The following is a 23,201-nucleotide window of genomic DNA, read 5'->3' as shown; positions in this document are numbered from 1 at the left end:
CCGCTGAACTGCGGACGACCCGCGCAGGTGATTGTGGAAGTTGCTCCCGCATGGATCTTCATGACGGTCGAGTCACGCCCCGAGCGCCTGCGCCGGGGCGTTTCGTTTTCCCCAGTCCTCCTTCGGGTCCGCGCGGTCCGAATCACCCGGAAGGAGGCCGAGGCTCTATGGCGAGGCCCGACAAGGCTGCCGCGGTTGCCGAGCTGACGGACAAGTTCCGCAGCTCCAACGCCGCCGTGCTGACCGAGTACCGCGGTCTCACCGTGGCGCAGCTCAAGACGCTGCGTCGTTCGCTCGGTGAGAACGCCCAGTACGCCGTGGTGAAGAACACGCTGACCAAGATTGCGGCCAACGAGGCCGGGATCACGCTGGACGACCAGCTCTTCGCTGGTCCGACTGCTGTCGCCTTCGTCACCGGTGACCCGGTGGAGTCGGCGAAGGGTCTTCGTGACTTCGCCAAGGACAACCCGAATCTCATCATCAAGGGCGGTGTCCTTGACGGCAAGGCGCTGTCCGCCGATGAGATCAAGAAGCTTGCGGACCTCGAGTCCCGCGAGGTTCTGCTCTCCAAGCTGGCGGGTGCCATGAAGGGCAAGCAGTCCCAGGCTGCCGCGCTCTTCCAGGCGCTCCCGTCGAAGCTCGTCCGCACCGTGGACGCGCTTCGCGCCAAGCAGGACGAGCAGGGCGGTGCCGAGTAATTCGGCTCGCATCATGATCGCCGCCTGAGGCCTCCGGCCACGGGCAACGGTCGTAGCGGGCCGAACGTACGCCCGCCAGTCATGTACATCCGGCACCTGCCGAATTAGTGGAAGGAAAGCCATCATGGCTCTCACCCAGGAAGAACTGCTCGCCGAGTTCGAGGGCATGACCCTGATCCAGCTCTCCGAGTTCGTGAAGGCGTTCGAGGAGAAGTTCGACGTCACCGCCGCGGCCCCGGTCGCCGTTGCCGCCGCCGGCGCCCCGGGTGCCCCGGCCGCCGCCGTCGAGGAGGAGAAGGACGAGTTCGACGTCATCCTCACCGGTGCGGGCGACAAGAAGATCCAGGTCATCAAGGTCGTGCGTGAGCTGACCTCGCTCGGCCTGAAGGAGGCCAAGGACCTCGTGGACGGCGCCCCGAAGCCCGTCCTCGAGAAGGTCGCCAAGGACGCCGCCGAGAAGGCCGCCGAGTCCCTCAAGGGCGCCGGCGCCTCCGTCGAGGTCAAGTAACACCTCACCGGATCCGTACGGATCCGAGCGAGCTGATTGCGGTCCGGCAGGGCTGTAACGCGAGCGCACCGAAGAGCGATCATCCATCCGGGTGGTCGCTCTTCTGCGTTCCCGGAGGGGCGGCCGCGGTTGCCTTGCGCCTCAGGTCACGAGGGGTATGGTGATCTTCGTCGTGTCTCCGGACGCCCCCGGTTCTGCCAAGGGGGGCCTTGACGAACCGCACGCAGCGCGCAATTCTCAGGACGCGTCGTCACAACGATCCGAATCCGAGGCATGGATCGACGGCGAAGAGGGCAGTATGAACGTGCATCGAGGGCGTGCATGCCGAGGGCGTTGAGAACGAGGGCGTTGAGGACAACGAGGGTCGCGAACAACCCGCACTGGACATCAGTGTGCCAACTGGCTACACTGACCCTTTGCGCTGCCTGTTAGCTGTCCCCTGCCCGTCACCAGGGGCATGCCCTCGCCCGAGCACAGACGACCGGACCATCCCTGACCTGGCCAAACAGCCAAAAAGGGGAATCTGTCTCTGCGCCCCGGAGTGAGGGGCCGGTACGCGCGTAGTGAGTCCGAGCCCTCGGAAGGACCCCCTCTTGGCCGCCTCGCGCACTGCCTCGACCGCGAATACGAACAACGGCGCCAGCACCGCCCCGCTGCGCATCTCCTTTGCAAAGATCAAGGAGCCCCTCGAGGTTCCCAACCTGCTCGCGCTGCAGACCGAGAGCTTTGACTGGCTGCTCGGGAACTCCGCCTGGCAGAGTCGGGTCGAGGCGGCTCTGGAGTCCGGTCAGGACGTCCCCACCAAGTCCGGTCTGGAGGAGATCTTCGAGGAGATCTCCCCGATCGAGGACTTCTCCGGGTCGATGTCGCTGACGTTCCGCGACCACCGCTTCGAACCGCCGAAGAACAGCATCGACGAGTGCAAGGAGCGCGACTTCACGTACGCTGCCCCGCTCTTCGTGACGGCTGAGTTCACCAACAACGAGACCGGCGAGATCAAGTCCCAGACGGTCTTCATGGGCGACTTCCCGCTCATGACCAACAAGGGCACCTTCGTCATCAACGGCACCGAGCGTGTCGTGGTGTCCCAGCTGGTCCGCTCGCCCGGCGTCTACTTCGACTCCTCCATCGACAAGACGTCCGACAAGGACATCTTCTCGGCCAAGATCATCCCGTCCCGGGGTGCCTGGCTGGAGATGGAGATCGACAAGCGCGACATGGTCGGTGTCCGTATCGACCGCAAGCGCAAGCAGTCCGTCACCGTCCTGCTCAAGGCTCTCGGGTGGACCACCGAGCAGATCCTGGAGGAGTTCGGCGAGTACGAGTCCATGCGCGCCACCCTGGAGAAGGACCACACCCAGGGCCAGGACGACGCGCTGCTCGACATCTACCGCAAGCTGCGTCCGGGCGAGCCCCCCACCCGTGAGGCCGCGCAGACGCTTCTGGAGAACCTCTACTTCAACCCGAAGCGCTACGACCTCGCCAAGGTCGGCCGGTACAAGGTCAACAAGAAGCTGGGTGCGGACGCTCCGCTGGACGCGGGCATCCTGACCGTCGAGGACATCATCTCGACGATCAAGTACCTGGTGAAGCTGCACGCCGGCGAGACCGAGACCACCGGTGACAGCGGCGGCACGATCGTCGTCGAGACCGACGACATCGACCACTTCGGCAACCGTCGTCTGCGCAGCGTCGGCGAGCTCATCCAGAACCAGGTCCGTACGGGTCTGGCGCGTATGGAGCGAGTCGTCCGTGAGCGGATGACGACTCAGGACGTCGAGGCGATCACGCCGCAGACCCTGATCAACATCCGGCCGGTCGTCGCCTCCATCAAGGAGTTCTTCGGCACCAGCCAGCTGTCGCAGTTCATGGACCAGAACAACCCGCTGTCGGGTCTCACCCACAAGCGCCGTCTGTCGGCTCTTGGCCCGGGTGGTCTCTCCCGTGAGCGGGCCGGCTTCGAGGTCCGTGACGTGCACCCGTCTCACTACGGCCGTATGTGCCCGATCGAGACGCCCGAAGGCCCGAACATCGGTCTGATCGGTTCGCTGGCCTCCTACGGCCGGGTCAACGCGTTCGGTTTCGTCGAGACCCCGTACCGCAAGGTCGTCGACGGCCAGGTCACCGACGAGGTGGACTACCTGACCGCCGACGAGGAGGACCGCTTCGTCATCGCGCAGGCCAACGCCACGCTCACCGATGACATGCGCTTCGCCGAGAACCGCGTCCTGGTCCGCCGCCGTGGCGGCGAGGTCGACTACGTCGCCGGTGACGACGTGGACTACATGGACGTCTCGCCGCGCCAGATGGTGTCGGTCGCGACCGCCATGATCCCCTTCCTGGAGCACGACGACGCCAACCGTGCCCTCATGGGCGCGAACATGATGCGTCAGGCCGTGCCGCTCATCAAGAGCGAGTCCCCGCTCGTCGGCACCGGCATGGAGTACCGCTCCGCGGTCGACGCCGGCGACGTGGTCAAGGCCGAGAAGGCCGGTGTGGTCCAGGAGGTCTCCGCGGACTACATCACCACCGCCAACGACGACGGCACGTACATCACGTACCGCCTGGCCAAGTTCGCCCGCTCCAACCAGGGCACCTCGGTCAACCAGAAGGTCATCGTCAACGAGGGCGACCGGATCATCGAGGGCCAGGTCCTGGCCGACGGCCCGGCCACCCAGAACGGCGAGATGGCGCTCGGCAAGAACCTGCTGGTCGCGTTCATGCCGTGGGAGGGTCACAACTACGAGGACGCGATCATCCTGTCGCAGCGCCTCGTGCAGGACGACGTCCTCTCCTCGATCCACATCGAGGAGCACGAGGTCGACGCCCGTGACACCAAGCTCGGCCCCGAGGAGATCACCCGGGACATCCCGAACGTCTCCGAGGAGGTCCTCGCCGACCTCGACGAGCGCGGCATCATCCGGATCGGTGCCGAGGTCGTCGCCGGCGACATCCTCGTCGGCAAGGTCACGCCCAAGGGCGAGACCGAGCTGACCCCCGAGGAGCGCCTGCTGCGCGCGATCTTCGGTGAGAAGGCCCGTGAGGTCCGTGACACCTCGCTGAAGGTCCCGCACGGCGAGATCGGCAAGGTCATCGGCGTCCGTGTCTTCGACCGCGAGGAGGGCGACGAGCTTCCCCCCGGTGTGAACCAGCTGGTGCGCGTCTACGTCGCGCAGAAGCGCAAGATCACCGACGGTGACAAGCTCGCCGGCCGCCACGGCAACAAGGGCGTCATCTCCAAGATCCTGCCCATCGAGGACATGCCGTTCCTCGAGGACGGGACCCCGGTCGACATCATCCTCAACCCGCTCGGTGTGCCGTCCCGAATGAACCCGGGACAGGTTCTGGAGATCCACCTCGGCTGGCTCGCCAGCCGCGGCTGGGACGTCTCCGGTCTCGCCGACGAGTGGGCCCAGCGTCTGCAGGCCATCGGCGCCGACAGTGTCGCCCCCGGCACCAACGTCGCCACCCCGGTCTTCGACGGTGCGCGTGAGGACGAACTCGCGGGTCTGCTGCAGCACACCGTCCCGAACCGCGACGGCGAGCGCATGGTGCTCCCGACCGGCAAGGCGCGGCTGTTCGACGGCCGCTCGGGTGAGCCCTTCCCGGAGCCGATCTCGGTCGGCTACATGTACATCCTCAAGCTCCACCACCTGGTCGACGACAAGCTGCACGCCCGGTCGACCGGCCCGTACTCGATGATCACCCAGCAGCCGCTGGGTGGTAAGGCTCAGTTCGGTGGCCAGCGGTTCGGCGAGATGGAGGTGTGGGCCCTCGAGGCCTACGGCGCCGCGTACGCCCTCCAGGAGCTGCTGACCATCAAGTCCGACGACGTCACCGGCCGCGTGAAGGTCTACGAGGCCATCGTCAAGGGCGAGAACATCCCCGAGCCCGGCATCCCCGAGTCCTTCAAGGTGCTCATCAAGGAGATGCAGTCTCTCTGCCTCAACGTGGAGGTGCTGTCCAGCGACGGTATGTCCATCGAAATGCGTGACACCGACGAGGACGTCTTCCGCGCGGCGGAGGAGCTCGGCATCGACCTGTCCCGGCGCGAGCCGAGCAGCGTCGAAGAGGTCTGACGGGAGTTCGGCGGCCTTCACCAGAAGGCCGCCGGCCCCAGGACCCCCGTATCAGACCCCTAAGACTTACAACCCTGAGAGGGATTGACGCATAGTGCTCGACGTCAACTTCTTCGATGAGCTCCGGATCGGTCTGGCCACCGCTGACGACATCCGTCAGTGGAGCCACGGCGAGGTCAAGAAGCCCGAGACCATCAACTACCGCACCCTCAAGCCCGAAAAGGACGGACTCTTCTGCGAGAAGATCTTCGGTCCGACCCGGGACTGGGAGTGCTACTGCGGCAAGTACAAGCGTGTCCGCTTCAAGGGCATCATCTGTGAGCGCTGCGGCGTCGAGGTGACCCGCGCCAAGGTGCGCCGGGAGCGGATGGGCCACATCGAGCTGGCCGCCCCGGTCACGCACATCTGGTACTTCAAGGGCGTCCCGTCGCGCCTCGGCTACCTGCTGGACCTGGCTCCGAAGGACCTCGAGAAGGTCATCTACTTCGCGGCGTACATGATCACGTACGTCGACGAGGAGCGCCGCACCCGCGACCTGCCCTCCCTGGAGGCGCACGTCTCCGTCGAGCGGCAGCAGGTCGAGAACCGGCGCGACGCCGACCTCGAGGCCCGCGCCAAGAAGCTCGAGTCGGACCTGGCCGAGCTGGAGGCCGAGGGCGCCAAGGCCGACGTGCGCCGCAAGGTGCGCGAAGGTGCCGAGCGGGAGATGAAGCAGCTGCGCGACCGTGCGCAGCGCGAGATCGACCGTCTCGACGAGGTGTGGACCCGGTTCAAGAACCTCAAGGTCCAGGACCTCGAGGGCGACGAGCTGCTCTACCGCGAGCTGCGGGACCGCTTCGGTACCTACTTCGACGGCTCGATGGGTGCCGCGGCGCTGCAGAAGCGCCTGGAGTCCTTCGACCTCGAGGAGGAGGCCGAGAGGCTCCGCGAGATCATCCGTACCGGCAAGGGCCAGAAGAAGACCCGTGCGCTGAAGCGGCTGAAGGTCGTGTCTGCCTTCCTGCAGACCTCCAACAGCCCCAAGGGCATGGTCCTCGACTGCGTCCCGGTCATCCCGCCGGACCTTCGCCCGATGGTGCAGCTGGACGGTGGCCGCTTCGCGACCTCCGACCTGAACGACCTGTACCGCCGGGTGATCAACCGCAACAACCGTCTGAAGCGCCTGCTCGACCTGGGTGCTCCGGAGATCATCGTCAACAACGAGAAGCGCATGCTTCAGGAGGCCGTTGACGCCCTCTTCGACAACGGTCGTCGTGGTCGCCCGGTCACCGGTCCCGGTAACCGCCCGCTGAAGTCCCTCAGCGACATGCTGAAGGGCAAGCAGGGTCGTTTCCGGCAGAACCTGCTCGGCAAGCGAGTCGACTACTCGGCGCGTTCCGTCATCGTCGTCGGCCCGCAGCTGAAGCTGCACCAGTGCGGTCTGCCCAAGGCCATGGCGCTGGAGCTCTTCAAGCCGTTCGTGATGAAGCGCCTGGTCGACCTGAACCACGCGCAGAACATCAAGAGCGCCAAGCGCATGGTGGAGCGCGGCCGCACCGTCGTGTACGACGTCCTCGAAGAGGTCATCGCCGAGCACCCGGTGCTGCTGAACCGTGCTCCCACCCTGCACCGCCTCGGCATCCAGGCCTTCGAGCCGCAGCTGGTCGAGGGCAAGGCCATCCAGATCCACCCGCTCGTCTGCACCGCGTTCAACGCGGACTTCGACGGTGACCAGATGGCCGTGCACCTGCCGCTGTCCGCGGAGGCGCAGGCCGAGGCCCGCATCCTGATGCTGTCCTCGAACAACATCCTCAAGCCCGCCGACGGCCGTCCGGTGACGATGCCGACCCAGGACATGGTCCTCGGTCTGTTCTTCCTCACCACCGACGGTGAGATGCGGAACGTCAAGGGTGAGGGCCGCTCCTTCGCGTCCGTCGCCGAGGCGATCATGGCGTTCGACGCGGGCGAGCTCTCGCTCCAGTCGCCGATCGACATCCGCTTCCCGGTGGGCACCATCCCGCCGCGTGGCTGGATGCCGCCGGCGCGGGAGGAGGGCGAGCCGGAGTGGCAGCAGGGCGACTCGTTCCGGCTGCGGACGACCCTGGGCCGCGCGCTCTTCAACGAGCTGCTGCCCGAGGACTACCCGTTCGTCGACTACGAGGTCGGCAAGAAGCAGCTCTCCGAGATCGTCAACGACCTCGCCGAGCGCTACCCCAAGGTCATCGTGGCGGCGACGCTCGACAACCTGAAGGCGTCCGGCTTCTACTGGGCGACCCGTTCCGGTGTCACCGTGGCCATCTCCGACGTCGTCGTTCCCGAGGCGAAGAAGGAGATCGTCAAGGGCTACGAGGCGCAGGACGAGAAGGTCCAGAAGCAGTACGAGCGCGGTCTGATCACCAAGGACGAGCGCACGCAGGAGCTCATCGCGATCTGGACCAAGGCGACCAACGAGGTCGCCGAGGCGATGAACGACAACTTCCCGAAGACCAACCCGATCTTCATGATGGTGAACTCGGGTGCACGAGGCAACATGATGCAGATGCGTCAGATTGCCGGTATGCGTGGTCTGGTGTCGAACGCGAAGAACGAGACCATCCCGCGTCCGATCAAGGCGTCCTTCCGTGAGGGCCTGTCCGTGCTGGAGTACTTCATCTCCACGCACGGTGCCCGTAAGGGTCTGGCGGACACCGCCCTGCGTACCGCCGACTCGGGTTACCTGACCCGTCGTCTGGTGGACGTCTCGCAGGACGTGATCATCCGCGAGGAGGACTGCGGCACCGAGCGCGGTCTGAAGCTGAAGATCGCCGTGCGCGGCGCGGACGGCGTCCTGCGCAAGACGGACGACGTCGAGACCAGCGTCTACGCCCGCATGCTCGCCGAGGACGTCGTCATCGACGGCAAGGTGATCGCGCCGGCCAACGTGGACCTGGGTGACGTGCTCATCGACCAGCTCGTGCACCACGGTGTCGAGGAGGTCAAGACCCGCTCGATCCTCACGTGCGAGTCCCAGGTGGGCACCTGCGCCATGTGCTACGGCCGCTCGCTGGCCACCGGCAAGCTGGTCGACATCGGTGAGGCGGTCGGCATCATCGCCGCCCAGTCCATCGGTGAGCCCGGTACCCAGCTGACGATGCGTACCTTCCACACCGGTGGTGTGGCCGGTGACGACATCACCCAGGGTCTGCCCCGTGTCGTCGAGCTCTTCGAGGCCCGTACGCCGAAGGGTGTCGCCCCGATCTCCGAGGCCTCCGGCCGCGTGCGGATCGAGGAGACCGAGAAGACCAAGAAGATCGTCGTCACCCCGGACGACGGCAGCGACGAGACGGCGTTCCCGATCTCCAAGCGTGCCAAGGTCCTGGTCCGCGAGGGCGACCACGTCGAGGTGGGCCAGCAGCTCACCGTGGGTGCCACCAACCCGCACGACGTGCTGCGCATTCTGGGTCAGCGTGCCGTCCAGGTCCACCTGGTCGGCGAGGTCCAGAAGGTCTACAACTCGCAGGGTGTGTCGATCCACGACAAGCACATCGAGATCATCATCCGGCAGATGCTGCGCCGGGTGACGATCATCGAGTCCGGCGACGCCGAGCTGCTGCCCGGCGAGCTGGTCGAGCGCTCGAAGTTCGAGACCGAGAACCGTCGTGTGGTCCAGGAGGGCGGTCACCCGGCCTCCGGTCGTCCGCAGCTCATGGGTATCACCAAGGCCTCGCTGGCCACGGAGTCCTGGCTGTCGGCGGCGTCCTTCCAGGAGACGACACGAGTCCTCACGGATGCGGCGATCAACGCCAAGTCCGACTCGCTCATCGGCCTCAAGGAGAACGTCATCATCGGTAAGCTCATCCCGGCCGGTACGGGTCTGTCCCGCTACCGCAACATCCGGGTCGAGCCGACCGAGGAGGCCAAGGCCGCGATGTACTCGGCCGTCGGCTACGACGACATCGACTACTCGCCGTTCGGCACCGGCTCCGGCCAGGCCGTTCCGCTGGAGGACTACGACTACGGTCCGTACAACCAGTAAGCGAGTCGCTTGAGGCGAAGGGCGGCCACCCACACGGGTGGCCGCCCTTCGGCGTGTTCGAGCCCGGCGTGCGAGTGATCGTGCGGTGCCGCCCGGCGGGTCCGCACCGGTCGCCCTGCCGCTGTGCGAGGTTGGCCCGGACCCGGCCCGGTGGAAGCGGAGGCGACATGACGTCAGCGATGGTCAGGCTGTTCGCCGCAGCGGCGATGACGGCGGTGCTGGCGGCCTGCGGGGGCGGCGGCGAGGGCTCCGGCTCGGGCCAGGAGCAGACGCGGCCCACGGGGGCCGAGGAGAACGGCACGGCGGCGACCGGGGACGCGGAGAAGGACCGGCCGGCCTCGATCTTCCCGGGCAGTGACTCGCGGGGCGGTTCCGGGACGGCGGTCAAGCTCCCGCGGACCGAGGTGGGGGAGTCCACCCGGGGGGAGGTGCACGTCGTGGGGTCGAGCGGGGAGAAGCCCAAGCCGCTGCAGGGGGTCACGGGGGAGATCGACGGCGCGGAGCTCGCGTTCATCCAGAAGTGCCTGGGCGAGGTGCCGCCGGAGGGCTGCGATGTGATCTTCCAGGTCACTCCGACCGAGCCGGGCCCCTACAGCGGGGAGCTGACCTTCACGATGGAGGACGGGTCCACCGTCACCGCCCCCGTCTCCGGGGAGGCGACGGGAGGGGGGACCACTACCTCCGAGGCGCCCGTCGGGCCGAGCACCACCGCGCCGACGCCGGGCACGCCCTCCGACGTGGTGCCCACGGCCGAGGGCGAGTTCGACCTTCCCTGAGCGCCGCCGGGCGCCATCACCTTCGCCCTGCTCTGCTGCTCGGGGGTGTCTCCGGGTTTTCTCCGGGGCCGCACCCTGTGCCGGGAATGCCGGTTCGGCGCATGATGGAGGAACTCCGGCCGGTACGGGGAGGTGCTCCATGACGCAACCGGTGTGGCCGTCCTGGCAGGGCGGCGGTTCTTCGATGCTCGCCTCGCACGCCGACCGTGAGCGAGCCGTGGATGTGCTGAGGGCGGGGTTCGGCGAGGGGCGGATGGAGCAGCCCGAGTTCGAGAAGCGGGTTGCGCGGGCGTATGCCGCCCGTACGGTGGGGGAGCTGGGTCTGCTGGTCGCCGACCTGCCCAACGGCCCTGTGCCGCAGCAGGTGCCCTTCCTGGCCGTACCGCACCCGGCGCCCTATTACGCCGTACCGCGGCCGCGGACCAACGGGAAGGCGGTCGGGGCGGGCGTGTGCGGGCTGCTGTGTCTGGTCAGCTTCGGGCTCACCGGCATACCGGCGGTCGTCCTGGGGCACTCGGCCCGCGCCGAGATCCGGCGGACCGGCGAGGGCGGTGACGCGCTGGCGCTGACGGGGCTGGTGCTCGGCTGGCTGTCCACGGCCGGCTGGGTGCTCGTGCTGACGCTGCTGATGGTGGCCGCGGCCGTGTCCGGAGCGTAGAGCCCGACGATCGATCTCGTGGATTCGAAGATCAATCGCGGCGGACGGTCTTGACATGACACGTGCCGAGATGTGAGCGGGCCTCATTTGTTTTGACCGCAGCGAATGAGGTAGGTACGCTCAGACCTTGTGCCTGGGGTGTGCCCTGGCTCTCGTGCGTGCCTTCAAACCGCATAGCGAGCTGTGAGTGGCCACCGTAATCTGTGCTCTTTTCGCCTTGCGGCGGGAGTCCGCCGGATTCGACACACCCGACCGCGTGGGTCGGAGACGTTCCAGGTTAGCTTCACCATTCGGCACACAGAAACCGGAGAAGTAGTGCCTACGATCCAGCAGCTGGTCCGGAAGGGCCGGCAGGACAAGGTCGAGAAGAACAAGACGCCCGCACTCGAGGGTTCTCCTCAGCGTCGCGGCGTCTGCACGCGTGTGTTCACGACCACCCCGAAGAAGCCGAACTCGGCCCTGCGTAAGGTCGCGCGTGTGCGTCTGACCAGCGGGATCGAGGTCACCGCTTACATTCCGGGTGAGGGACACAACCTGCAGGAGCACTCCATCGTGCTCGTGCGTGGTGGCCGTGTGAAGGACCTGCCGGGTGTTCGCTACAAGATCATCCGAGGTTCGCTTGACACCCAGGGTGTCAAGAACCGCAAGCAGGCCCGCAGCCGCTACGGCGCCAAGAAGGAGAAGTAAGAATGCCTCGTAAGGGCCCCGCCCCGAAGCGCCCGGTCATCATCGACCCGGTCTACGGTTCTCCTCTGGTGACCTCCCTCATCAACAAGGTGCTGCTGAACGGCAAGCGCTCCACCGCCGAGCGCATCGTCTACGGCGCCATGGAGGGCCTGCGCGAGAAGACCGGCAACGACCCGGTCATCACGCTGAAGCGCGCTCTGGAGAACATCAAGCCGACCCTCGAGGTCAAGTCCCGCCGCGTCGGTGGCGCCACCTACCAGGTGCCGGTCGAGGTCAAGCCCGGCCGCGCCAACACGCTGGCGCTGCGCTGGCTGGTCGGTTACTCCCGCGCCCGTCGCGAGAAGACCATGACCGAGCGTCTGCTCAACGAGCTCCTCGACGCCTCCAACGGCCTCGGTGCCGCTGTGAAGAAGCGCGAGGACACGCACAAGATGGCCGAGTCCAACAAGGCCTTCGCGCACTACCGCTGGTAGTCGCAGTCCACATCGAGACCGAGAGAAGACTGAAGCCTTATGGCTACCACTTCGCTTGACCTGGCCAAGGTGCGCAACATCGGCATCATGGCCCACATCGACGCGGGCAAGACGACCACCACCGAGCGGATCCTGTTCTACACCGGCGTTTCGTACAAGATCGGTGAAGTCCACGACGGCGCTGCCACCATGGACTGGATGGAGCAGGAGCAGGAGCGTGGCATCACGATCACGTCTGCTGCGACCACCTGCCACTGGCCGCTCGAGGACAACGACTACACCATCAACATCATCGACACCCCGGGGCACGTCGACTTCACCGTTGAGGTGGAGCGCTCCCTGCGTGTGCTCGACGGTGCCGTGACGGTGTTCGACGGTGTCGCCGGTGTCGAGCCGCAGTCCGAGACGGTGTGGCGTCAGGCCGACCGTTACGGCGTGCCGCGCATCTGCTTCGTCAACAAGCTCGACCGGACCGGCGCGGAGTTCCACCGCTGCGTCGACATGATCTCGGACCGCCTCGGTGCGCAGCCGCTGGTCATGCAGCTTCCGATCGGTGCCGAGGCCGACTTCAAGGGCGTCGTGGACCTGGTCCGCATGAAGGCGCTCGTGTGGTCCGCCGAGGCCGCCAAGGGCGAGATGTACGACGTCGTCGACATCCCGGCCACGCACACCGAGGCTGCCGAGGAGTACCGCGGCAAGCTGATCGAGGGCGTCGCCGAGAACGACGAAGAGATCATGGAGCTGTACCTGGAGGGCCAGGAGCCCACCGAGGAGCAGCTGTACGCCGCGATCCGTCGCATCACCATCGCGTCCGGCAAGTCCAGCGACACCACGGTCACCCCGGTGTTCTGCGGCACCGCGTTCAAGAACAAGGGCGTCCAGCCCCTGCTCGACGCGGTCGTGCGCTACCTGCCGACCCCGCTCGACGTCGAGGCCATCGAGGGCCACGACGTGAAGGACCCCGAGCTGGTCGTCAAGCGCAAGCCGTCCGAGGACGAGCCGCTGTCCGCCCTTGCGTTCAAGATCATGAGCGACCCGCACCTCGGCAAGCTCACCTTCGTCCGGGTCTACTCGGGCCGCCTGGAGTCCGGCACCTCGGTGCTGAACTCCGTCAAGGGCAAGAAGGAGCGCATCGGCAAGATCTACCGCATGCACGCGAACAAGCGTGAGGAGATCGACGCGGTGGGCGCCGGCGACATCATCGCCGTGATGGGTCTGAAGCAGACCACGACCGGTGAGACGCTGTGCGACGACAAGGCCCCGGTGATCCTGGAGTCCATGGACTTCCCGGCGCCGGTCATCCAGGTCGCCATCGAGCCCAAGTCCAAGGGTGACCAGGAGAAGCTGGGTGTCGCCATCCAGCGTCTCGCGGAGGAGGACCCCTCCTTCCAGGTTCACTCGGACGAGGAGACCGGCCAGACCATCATCGGCGGTATGGGCGAGCTGCACCTCGAGGTGCTGGTCGACCGTATGCGCCGAGAGTTCAAGGTCGAGGCCAACGTTGGTAAGCCGCAGGTCGCCTACCGTGAGACGATCCGCAAGGCCGTCGAGCGCGTGGACTACACCCACAAGAAGCAGACCGGTGGTACCGGTCAGTTCGCGAAGGTGCAGATCGCGATCGAGCCGATCGAGGGCGGCGACGCCTCGTACGAGTTCGTGAACAAGGTGACCGGTGGTCGTATCCCGAAGGAGTACATCCCTTCGGTCGACGCCGGTGCGCAGGAGGCCATGCAGTTCGGCATCCTCGCCGGGTACGAGATGACGGGCGTCCGCGTCACGCTTCTCGACGGTGCCTACCACGAGGTCGACTCCTCCGAGCTCGCGTTCAAGATCGCCGGATCGCAGGCCTTCAAGGAGGCCGCGCGCAAGGCCAGCCCTGTGCTCCTCGAGCCGATGATGGCCGTAGAGGTCACCACGCCCGAGGACTACATGGGTGAGGTCATCGGTGACATCAACTCCCGCCGTGGCCAGATCCAGGCCATGGAGGAGCGGGCCGGTGCCCGCGTCGTGAAGGGCCTCGTGCCCCTCTCGGAGATGTTCGGTTACGTCGGCGACCTGCGCAGCAAGACGTCCGGCCGGGCCAGCTACTCCATGCAGTTCGACTCCTACGCCGAGGTTCCGCGGAACGTCGCCGAGGAGATCATCGCGAAGGCCAAGGGCGAGTAACGCACCGCGTTCGCACGCTTTAGGCTTGACTCCGGAGCCTCAGGGGGCAAACACCCGTAAAAGCAGGTGTTTGTCCCAGGACCCCGGACTTTCCAGCAAAGATCACCTGGCGCCGATGAAGTAAGGCGTACCAGAACCACTCCCAGGAGGACCCCCGTGGCGAAGGCGAAGTTCGAGCGGACTAAGCCGCACGTCAACATCGGCACCATCGGTCACATCGACCACGGTAAGACGACCCTCACGGCCGCCATTACCAAGGTGCTGCACGACGCGTACCCGGACCTGAACGAGGCCTCGGCCTTCGACCAGATCGACAAGGCTCCTGAGGAGCGCCAGCGCGGTATCACCATCTCGATCGCGCACGTCGAGTACCAGACGGAGACGCGTCACTACGCCCACGTCGACTGCCCCGGTCACGCGGACTACATCAAGAACATGATCACGGGTGCTGCCCAGATGGACGGCGCCATCCTCGTGGTCGCCGCCACCGACGGCCCGATGCCGCAGACCAAGGAGCACGTGCTCCTGGCCCGCCAGGTCGGCGTTCCGTACATCGTCGTCGCCCTGAACAAGGCCGACATGGTGGACGACGAGGAGATCCTGGAGCTCGTCGAGCTCGAGGTCCGTGAGCTCCTCTCCGAGTACGAGTTCCCGGGCGACGACCTGCCGGTCGTCAAGGTCTCGGCGCTCAAGGCGCTCGAGGGCGACAAGGAGTGGGGCCAGTCGGTCCTGGACCTGATGGCCGCCGTCGACGAGGCGATCCCGACCCCCGAGCGTGACGTCGACAAGCCGTTCCTCATGCCCGTCGAGGACGTCTTCACGATCACCGGTCGCGGTACGGTCGTCACCGGCCGTATCGAGCGTGGTGTCCTGAAGGTCAACGAGACCGTTGACATCATCGGCATCAAGCAGGACAAGACCACCACCACGGTCACCGGTATCGAGATGTTCCGCAAGCTGCTCGACGAGGGCCAGGCCGGTGAGAACGTCGGTCTGCTCCTCCGTGGCATCAAGCGCGAGGACGTCGAGCGCGGCCAGGTCATCATCAAGCCGGGCTCGGTCACCCCGCACACCGAGTTCGAGGCGCAGGCCTACATCCTGTCCAAGGACGAGGGTGGCCGCCACACGCCGTTCTTCAACAACTACCGTCCGCAGTTCTACTTCCGTACGACGGACGTGACGGGCGTTGTGACCCTCCCCGAGGGCACGGAGATGGTCATGCCGGGCGACAACACTGAGATGAAGGTTGAGCTCATCCAGCCCGTCGCCATGGAGGAGGGCCTGAAGTTCGCCATCCGTGAGGGTGGCCGGACCGTGGGCGCCGGCCAGGTCACCAAGATCAACAAGTAAGCTTGTTGATTGACCTGGTAGCTCCAGCCGTATAGCTGAGCTCCTTGAAGGGGCCCGTACGACTTCGGTCGTACGGGCCCCTTTGCCGTATGTTCCCGTGTGCATACGGTTGTTGGTGGTGCGTACGTGACGGGGGTTGCGGTATGGCGGGGCATCGGCCCACGGATTGGCATGTCCTGGATCTGGACGGTGATCCGGTGCCGGGGGATCCGCAGCAGGTGCGGCAGCTGGCGAAGAAGTTGCATGACTTCGCGGATGACGTGTCGGATGCGTTGCGTCTGGTGAAGGGGATGGCGGGGGAGGGCACGCTCGCGGAGTGGGCGGGTAAGTCGGCTGATGTCTTCAAGGAGGACTTCGCCGATGTGCCGAAGAATCTGAGGAAGCTGAAGTCGTCGTACGAGTTGTGCGGTGATGCGCTGGCGGATTACTGGCCGAAGCTGGAGCGGGCGCAGGCGTTGGCGGATCGGGCGCTGGCGCGGGGGCGGGAGGCGCGGTCGGATCTCGCGTCGGCCAAGTCGCGGCTGTCGACGGCTGATTCGTGGGTGACGCGGGCGGGGAAGGAAGCCGACAAGTACAAGGACGATCCGACGGGCAGTAAGGCGGCGGATAAGCCGGACGAGGCGAAGGTCCGCGCCGCCACCCGGGATGTGCAGCAGGCGGAGAGCGCGCAAGCGACTGCCCGTGGTGATGTGGCGGATGCGCAGGGTGCGTTGGATGCGGCGAAGAAGATGGCCGGGGACGCGCGCAAGATGCGTGAGGAGGCGGCCAGGACCGCGAAGACGAAGATTGATGAGGCGTCGGACGCGGGGATTCAGAACCGGTCGTGGTGGGAGGACATCGGGGACTGGTTCGTCGACAACTGGGACACGATCGTCGCGGTGTGCAAGGTCGTCGTGGCGGTGGTGGGTGTGATCGCGCTGATCATCGGGGGGCCGATCCTGGCTGCGATCGTGCTGGTGGCCGCGCTCGTGGTGCTTGCGGACACGCTCTACAAGTATTCGCAGGGCCGGGCGTCCCTGTGGGATGTGGGGCTGGCCGCGCTGGACTGCATACCGGGTATGAAGGGGCTCACCACCCTCGGCGGGCTCGCCAAGGGCCTGAAAGCCGCCGGGAAGGTCGGGCTCAAGGGCATGGCCGCGGGCGTCAAGGGGCTCGGCAGGTCGCTCAGAGGCGGTGCGGGCAGCCTCGTGAAGCGAGCCAAGGCGCTCGCGGGGCGCTGCCCGGGCGGTGACCCCATCGACATGGTCACCGGCGAGATGCTGATGTACGACACGGACGTCGAACTGCCCGGGGTCCTGGCGCTGGCGCTGAAGCGCACCCATATCTCCACGTACCGGGAAGGACGCTGGTTCGGCAGGTCATGGGCGTCCACGCTCGACGAGCGCGTCGAACTCGACGACCAGGGCGTGCTGTTCGCCGCCGAGGACGGCATGATCCTCGCCTATCCCGTGCCCGCCCCCGGCGAGCCGACCATGCCGCTGGAAGGCCCGCGCTGGCCGCTGGAGTGGGACGGGCCGCACCACGGCACCCTGCGCGTCCACGACCCCGCCCTCGGCGTCACACGTCACTTCGCGGTGGTCACCGAGCCGTCGCCGGACATGCCGTACACCCTGGCGCTGTCCGCGATCACGGACCGCAACGGCAACCGCGTCGACATCGACCGGGACGCCGACGGCACCCCGGTCGCGGTACGGCACTCCGGCGGCTACCTCATCGAGGTCGACACGGCGGACGGCCTGGTGACGGGGCTGCGGCTGCGCGACCGTGCCGCGGCCGACGGCACCACGACGGTGCGTCGGTACGCGTACTCCGCGGACCGGAACCTCACCGAGATCCACAACTCCTCCGGCCTGCCGCTCCGGCTCACCTACGACGACCGGGCACGCGTCGTCTCCTGGACCGACCGCAACGGCAGCTGGTACCGGTTCACCTACGACGGCGCGGACCGCTGCGTGGCGGGGCAGGGCGCCGACGGCTACCTCGACTGCGTGATCGGCTACGACACCGCCCGGCGCCGCACGACCTACACGAACTCGCTCGGACATTCCCTCCGGTACGAGTACAACGAGCTGCTGCAACTCGTCCGGGTGACCGACCCCCTGGGCCGCCGGGAGTCGCTCGCGTGGGACCGGCACGGCCGGCTCCTCAAGCAGACCGACCCGGTGGGACGGGAGACGACGTACACCTACGACGACGCCGGCAACGTCACGTCGATCACCGGCCCCGACGGCCGCCGGGCCAGTGCCGAGTACAACCAGTGGCACCTGCCGGTCAGGACCGTCGGTGGCGACGGGGCCGTGCGCACCTACGCCTACGACGAGCGCGGGAACCGTACGTCCGTGGTGGAGCCGGGAGGCGCCGAGACCGCCTTCCGGTACGGCCCCGCAGGCGCCCTTGTCGCCATCACCGATCCCCTGGGGGCGACGGTGTCCCTGGTGCCGAACGCCGCCGGCCTGCCGGTGCGGGTCACGAGTGCCACCGGTGCGGCCGTCGAGTACACCCGGGACGCGTTCGGCCGCGTCGACACCGTGACGGATCCGCTGGGCGGCATCACCCGGATCTCCTGGACGCCGGAGGGCAGGCGGAGGGAGCGGGTCGCGGCCGACGGCAGCAGGGAGTCCTGGACCTGGGACGCGGAGGGCAACCTCCTCGCGTACACGGACGCCGCCGGGGCGACGACCGTGTCGACGTACTCCCATTTCGACCTCCTGGTGAGCAGGACCGACCCCGCGGGCGCCACCCTCCGCTTCGCGCACGACACCGAGCTGCGGCTCACCGGCGTCACCGGCGCGCACGGGCTCACCTGGACCTACACCTACGACGCGGCGGGCCACCTGGTCGCGGAGCGGGACTTCGACGGGCGCCGGATCGGCTACGTGCGCGACGAGGTGGGCCGGCTGGTCCGGCAGGTCAACGGCGCCGGTGAGACGGTCGAGTACCTGCGTGACGTGGTCGGCAACGTCATCGAGAAGCGAGCCGGGGACGCCATCACGGTGTTCCGGTACGACGAGGCCGGGCTGCTGGCGGAGGCCCGCTCGCCCGGCGTCCACCTCACCTTCGCGCACGACGAGTACGGGCGGGTCACGGAGGAGACCGTCAACGGACGGACCAGCAGCTTCCGCTACGACCTGGCCGGCCGCCGCACGGCCCGCGTCACCCCCTCCGGAGCGCTGAGCAACTGGTCCTACACCCCCGACGGACAGCCCCGGGAGCTCGCGGCCTTCGACCACGCCCTGCACTTCACCCACGACGCCGCGGGCCGGGAGACGGAGATCAGGCTCGGCGACCGGCCGGCGGTGCGGCAGACCTGGGACGGGCTGCACCGCATGCGTCGGCAGACCGTCGTCACGGAGGCGGCCTTCGTCGACCGTGAGTACGTCCACGGCCCCACCGGCCCCGTCGAGGAGATCGACGCCCTGGACGGCAGCACGCGCTACGCCCTGGACGCGGTGGGCCGGCCCGTCGCGGTCGGGGCACGGTCGGGGACCGAGCGCTACGCCTACGACACCGGCGGCCGGCTGGTCGCCTCCGGCCGGGAGCGGCCGGACGGTGCCGGTGAGGAACCCGAGCAGCGGTTCGAGTACTCCGGCAACCGGCTGAGGCAGGCGGGACGGACCGGCTACGAGTACGACGCCCAGGGCCGGGTGGTCCGCCGTACCCGGAGAACGCTGTCGGGCCGACGGAAGACCTGGACGTACAGCTGGAACGCGGAGGACCGGCTGACGGGTCTGGTCACCCCGGACGGGGCGACCTGGCGCTACGCCTACGACCCCCTCGGGCGCCGGATATCGAAGGAACGCCTGGATTCCGCCGGGGAAGTCGCCGAGGCCGTCTTCTTCGTCTGGGACGGCAGCCGACTGGCGGAGGAGATACACGACCGCGGAGCCGGTGACCGTACCAGCGTCACCTGGGAGTACGCCCCCGACAGTCATCGCCCGGTGGCGCAGAGCACCCGTGAATGGCTCCGCGACGCTCCGCAGGACGAGGTGGACCGGAGATTCCGGCTCATCGTGAGCGATCTCGCGGGCAGTCCCCGTGAATTGCTTTCCCCGGAAGGCGCGGCGGTCTGGAAGAACAGATCGAGCCTGTGGGGAGAACCATGGGAATTCTCCGAATCGGAAGAATCCTGTCGGCTTCGGTTCCCCGGCCAGTACGTCGACACCGAGAGCGAACTCCACTACAACTGCTTCCGCTACTACGACCCGTACACCTCCCGGTACCTCTCGCCCGACCCCCTCGGGCTCGCCGCGGGCCCCGACCACTACGCGTACGTGGTCAATCCGCTGGTCTGGTCCGACCCGCTGGGGCTGCAGACCTGCCCCACCTTCAAGGGGCTCGCCTGGCTGACCGACAAGATGCTCAAGCGCCCCTCGTTCAGGTACCAGCGGGTGGTGTCCGGCGTGGACTACGAGCAGATCTGGAAGCTCTCCAACGGCCGGGAAGTCCATGTGGACGGCGGTCCCACGAACGGCTGGATCATGGAGGCGAAGTTCACCGGCGGACGGGAGAGCGAGTGGGCCAAGTCCGCCTACAACCCCGAAAGCTCCTTCTACAAGGAGCAGAAAATCACCGACCAGGCCGCCAAGCTGCTGAAGCTGAATGAAGAACTCGGCGGGAAAGGCGTGCGCTATGCCATATCGAATGAAGCGGGTGCTGCGCATTTCCGAGAGGTGCTCGGCACGCATTTCCCGGAGGCAATGGCAAATGGTACGCTGGCGGTCTTTCATGTGCCCGGCAATGGTATGAGCGGAATGAGTAAATGGTTGACGTAAGCGCGGAAGTGGGTCGGCTGTCCGAACTCGACGAACTCACCGGCCCCGCGGCGGCCGCGGTGCTCGAGGCGGCGGGCTGGACGGGCGAGCGCAGGAATCCGGCGAAGGAATGGGCGACGACCTGGCGGCGCGAGGACGCGCACGCGTGGATCCAGGGCGACGGGCCGTCCGTGCAGGTTGAGTTCACGCTCTGGTACCGGGAGGTCGAGGAGGAGTGGCCGGACCCGGACACCTACCTCGACGACCTGTACGACACCGCCTCGGCCGAACTTCCGCGCATCGCCGCCCAGCTGGAATCCGGCGCCCTGGGGGCCCGGCTGGAAAGCTCCGACGAGGATCTGACCGACGGCGCGGACTACATCGACCACACCGCCTGGCTGCTCTCGGGCAAGGTCCTGCTGGCCGGTGTCAAGCACGACGACACCGAAGCGCCGGTCCAGCTGGTCGTGGTGGTGCGCGACCGCGGCGAGGGCGTGGAGGGCGACGAGGGGGAGTGGCTCTGACGGCTCTGCCCGCGGGGCTCCGGGCCGCCGGTGTTTGACCTGCGTCACTCCCGGGGTATTGTCTCCGGCTCGATTGGCCAGGCGGCTGCCCCATATGGCAGACTGTCGGAGTTGCTCGGTCGAGTGTTGATGCTGCGCGCCTCCCGCCGGGAGGACTGGAAGCAAGTCCCACGGTACTCGTCGCCTTAACTGCCGCAAGGCAGCGCTGGGGCGGACGTACGGGAATCTTCCGGGAAGTGTGGTGCGGCACCGACCAGGCGCCCGGTGGGCTTCTCGCCCTCGGCCTGCGGTTCCGGAAGGACCGTGTGCATTCCCAGCAGGGATGTTCGAACAAGGGACATCTGTGTCAGCGGGAGCGCGACACGCCCGACCGCGTGGGTCGGAGAGTGAGGGACAGGAACACCGGGTTCCAGAGCGTTACGAGACAAAGGACTACTGAGTAGCCATGGCGGGACAGAAGATCCGCATCCGGCTCAAGGCCTACGACCACGAGGTCATCGACTCTTCGGCGAAGAAGATCGTCGAGACGGTGACTCGCACTGGTGCGTCGGTCGCGGGCCCGGTGCCGCTGCCCACTGAGAAGAACGTGTACTGCGTCATCAAGTCGCCGCACAAGTACAAGGACTCGCGCGAGCACTTCGAGATGCGTACGCACAAGCGCCTGATCGACATCCTCGACCCGACTCCCAAGACCGTTGACTCTCTGATGCGACTCGACCTCCCGGCCGGTGTCGACATCGAGATCAAGCTCTGAGGGTCGGTGATCTGAGAATGGCTAAGCAGATCAAGGGCATCCTGGGCGAGAAGCTCGGCATGACGCAGGTGTGGGACGAGAACAACCGTGTTGTTCCCGTCACCGTCGTCAAGGCCGGCCCCAACGTCGTGACCCAGGTGCGTACGAACGACGTCGACGGCTATGAGTCGGTCCAGATCGCCTTCGGCGAGATCGACCCGCGCAAGGTGAACAAGCCCCTCAAGGGTCACTTCGCCAAGGCCGACGTCACCCCCCGTCGTCACCTCGTCGAGATCCGCACCGCTGACGCCTCCGAGTACACGCTCGGCCAGGAAGTCACGGCCGAGGTCTTCGAGGCCGGCGTGAAGGTCGACGTCACCGGCAAGAGCAAGGGCAAGGGCTTCGCCGGTGTCATGAAGCGTCACAACTTCAAGGGCCTCGGCGCCGGTCACGGCACCCAGCGCAAGCACCGCTCTCCCGGTTCCATCGGTGGCTGCGCCACCCCGGGCCGTGTGTTCAAGGGCCTCCGCATGGCGGGTCGCATGGGCAACGAGCGGGTCACCACCCAGAACCTGACCGTCCACGCCGTTGACGCGGAGAAGGGCCTGCTGCTCATCAAGGGCGCGGTTCCCGGTCCGAACGGCGGCCTCGTCCTGGTCCGCACCGCGGCCAAGGGGGCCTGAGGTAACCGATGAGCACTGTTGACATCCTTTCGCCGGCGGGCGACAAGGCCGGTACCGTCGAGCTCCCTGCGGAGATTTTCGACGTAGAGAAGATCAGCGTCCCGCTGCTTCACCAGGTCGTCGTCGCACAGCTGGCCGCTGCCCGCCAGGGCACGCACAAGACCAAGACCCGCGGCGAAGTCCGTGGCGGTGGCAGGAAGCCTTACCGCCAGAAGGGCACCGGTCGCGCCCGTCAGGGCTCGACCCGCGCGCCGCAGTTCGCCGGTGGTGGCGTCGTGCACGGTCCCGTGCCGCGTGACTACTCGCAGCGGACCCCGAAGAAGATGAAGGCCGCGGCCCTGCGCCACGCCCTCACCGACCGGGCCCGCAACAACCGCATCCACGTCGTCTCCGGCGTCATCGAGGGTGAGACCCCCTCGACGAAGGCCGCGAAGTCGCTGTTCGGCAAGATCTCGGAGCGCAAGAACCTGCTCCTGGTCGTCGAGCGTGCCGACGAGGCCGCGTGGCTGTCCGCCCGCAACCTGCCCCAGGTCCACATCCTGGAGCCGGGCCAGCTGAACACGTACGACGTTCTCGTCTCGGACGACGTGGTCTTCACCCAGGCCGCCTTCGAGTCCTTCGTGTCCGGCCCGAAGGCCAATGACACCGAAGGGAGCGAGGCCTGATGGCTATCCGTCACCCCGCCATTGCCTCCAAGGCGGCCAAGGCCGCCAAGGCCGCCCGCGTCGCCAAGGCGCGTCGCCACGCCACGGAGGGCAAGAACACCGTCGAGACCCCGCTGAGCAAGTCGATCACGGACCCCCGTGACGTGCTGCTCAAGCCGGTCGTCTCCGAGAAGAGCTACGCGCTCCTCGACGAGGGCAAGTACACGTTCATCGTCGACCCGCGTGCCAACAAGACCCAGATCAAGGAAGCCGTCCAGGCGGTCTTCTCGGTCAAGGTCACCGGGGTCAACACGATCAACCGTCAGGGCAAGCGCAAGCGGACCAAGACGGGCTTCGGCAAGCGTGCGGACAGCAAGCGCGCGATCGTGACCCTCGCCGAGGGCGACCGTATCGACATCTTCGGCGGTCCGACCGCGTAAGCGGGTCGGATCGTCCGATATCGGACGAGGACTGAGA

The 23,201-nt window shown here is 67.0% G+C and carries 16 protein-coding genes; all 16 read left to right on the top strand.

The annotated features are described in order from the left end of the window. The first annotated feature begins 167 nt into the window (after window positions 1-167). Window positions 168-698: a 50S ribosomal protein L10 gene (rplJ, locus tag ACFYW5_RS04625; RefSeq protein ID WP_389415434.1), complete on the top strand. Its 531-nt coding sequence runs from the start codon at window positions 168-170 to the stop codon at window positions 696-698. A gap of 121 nt (window positions 699-819) precedes the next feature. Continuing rightward, the gene (rplL, locus tag ACFYW5_RS04620) at window positions 820-1,206 is read left to right on the top strand and encodes a 50S ribosomal protein L7/L12 (protein WP_389415640.1); all 387 of its coding nucleotides are present in this window, start codon (window positions 820-822) and stop codon (window positions 1,204-1,206) included. A gap of 593 nt (window positions 1,207-1,799) precedes the next feature. Beyond that, window positions 1,800-5,285: a DNA-directed RNA polymerase subunit beta gene (gene rpoB / locus ACFYW5_RS04615; RefSeq protein ID WP_389415433.1), complete on the top strand. Its 3,486-nt coding sequence runs from the start codon at window positions 1,800-1,802 to the stop codon at window positions 5,283-5,285. 94 nt (window positions 5,286-5,379) lie between these two features. Further along, window positions 5,380-9,279, top strand: a complete 3,900-nt coding sequence (locus tag ACFYW5_RS04610; protein ID WP_389415432.1) for a DNA-directed RNA polymerase subunit beta' — start codon at window positions 5,380-5,382, stop codon at window positions 9,277-9,279. Between the two features lie 167 nt (window positions 9,280-9,446). After that, window positions 9,447-10,055: a hypothetical protein gene (locus ACFYW5_RS04605; protein WP_389415431.1), complete on the top strand. Its 609-nt coding sequence runs from the start codon at window positions 9,447-9,449 to the stop codon at window positions 10,053-10,055. A gap of 139 nt (window positions 10,056-10,194) precedes the next feature. Continuing rightward, window positions 10,195-10,713 (top strand): DUF1707 and DUF4190 domain-containing protein, encoded by a 519-nt coding sequence (locus ACFYW5_RS04600; protein ID WP_389415430.1) that lies wholly within the window; start codon window positions 10,195-10,197, stop codon window positions 10,711-10,713. A gap of 315 nt (window positions 10,714-11,028) precedes the next feature. Beyond that, entirely contained in the window at window positions 11,029-11,400 is a 372-nt protein-coding gene (rpsL, locus tag ACFYW5_RS04595) for a 30S ribosomal protein S12 (RefSeq protein WP_003948652.1), read from the top strand. 2 nt (window positions 11,401-11,402) lie between these two features. Then, a complete protein-coding gene (gene rpsG, locus ACFYW5_RS04590) occupies window positions 11,403-11,873 on the top strand; it encodes a 30S ribosomal protein S7 (protein WP_003998848.1) in 471 nt (156 codons plus the stop codon). Window positions 11,874-11,912: 39 nt separating this feature from the next. Next, window positions 11,913-14,039, top strand: coding sequence for an elongation factor G (gene fusA / locus ACFYW5_RS04585; RefSeq protein WP_250070966.1), 2,127 nt, complete (start codon window positions 11,913-11,915; stop codon window positions 14,037-14,039). 156 nt (window positions 14,040-14,195) lie between these two features. Next, window positions 14,196-15,389: an elongation factor Tu gene (gene tuf / locus ACFYW5_RS04580; protein ID WP_217237702.1), complete on the top strand. Its 1,194-nt coding sequence runs from the start codon at window positions 14,196-14,198 to the stop codon at window positions 15,387-15,389. Window positions 15,390-15,586: 197 nt separating this feature from the next. Beyond that, window positions 15,587-20,161: a DUF6531 domain-containing protein gene (locus tag ACFYW5_RS04575; protein ID WP_389415429.1), complete on the top strand. Its 4,575-nt coding sequence runs from the start codon at window positions 15,587-15,589 to the stop codon at window positions 20,159-20,161. Next, entirely contained in the window at window positions 20,149-20,664 is a 516-nt protein-coding gene (locus ACFYW5_RS04570) for a hypothetical protein (RefSeq protein WP_389415428.1), read from the top strand. Before ACFYW5_RS04575 ends, ACFYW5_RS04570 begins: the two co-directional genes overlap by 13 nt. A 445-nt stretch (window positions 20,665-21,109) precedes the next feature. After that, a complete protein-coding gene (gene rpsJ / locus ACFYW5_RS04565; protein ID WP_003948644.1) occupies window positions 21,110-21,418 on the top strand; it encodes a 30S ribosomal protein S10 in 309 nt (102 codons plus the stop codon). A 17-nt stretch (window positions 21,419-21,435) separates the two neighbouring features. Further along, window positions 21,436-22,080: a 50S ribosomal protein L3 gene (gene rplC / locus ACFYW5_RS04560; RefSeq protein ID WP_062706771.1), complete on the top strand. Its 645-nt coding sequence runs from the start codon at window positions 21,436-21,438 to the stop codon at window positions 22,078-22,080. Window positions 22,081-22,088: 8 nt separating this feature from the next. After that, a complete protein-coding gene (gene rplD / locus ACFYW5_RS04555; protein WP_389415427.1) occupies window positions 22,089-22,745 on the top strand; it encodes a 50S ribosomal protein L4 in 657 nt (218 codons plus the stop codon). Beyond that, on the top strand, window positions 22,745-23,164 hold the full coding sequence (gene rplW / locus ACFYW5_RS04550; protein ID WP_389415426.1) for a 50S ribosomal protein L23: 420 nt from the start codon (window positions 22,745-22,747) through the stop codon (window positions 23,162-23,164). Before rplD ends, rplW begins: the two co-directional genes overlap by 1 nt. Window positions 23,165-23,201 lie beyond the last annotated feature (37 nt).

This window comes from Streptomyces sp. NPDC002779, from assembly GCF_042888685.1.
In the GTDB taxonomy this organism is placed as follows: Bacteria; Actinomycetota; Actinomycetes; order Streptomycetales; family Streptomycetaceae; genus Streptomyces.
This window is presented reverse-complemented; position numbering and strand designations above follow the sequence as displayed.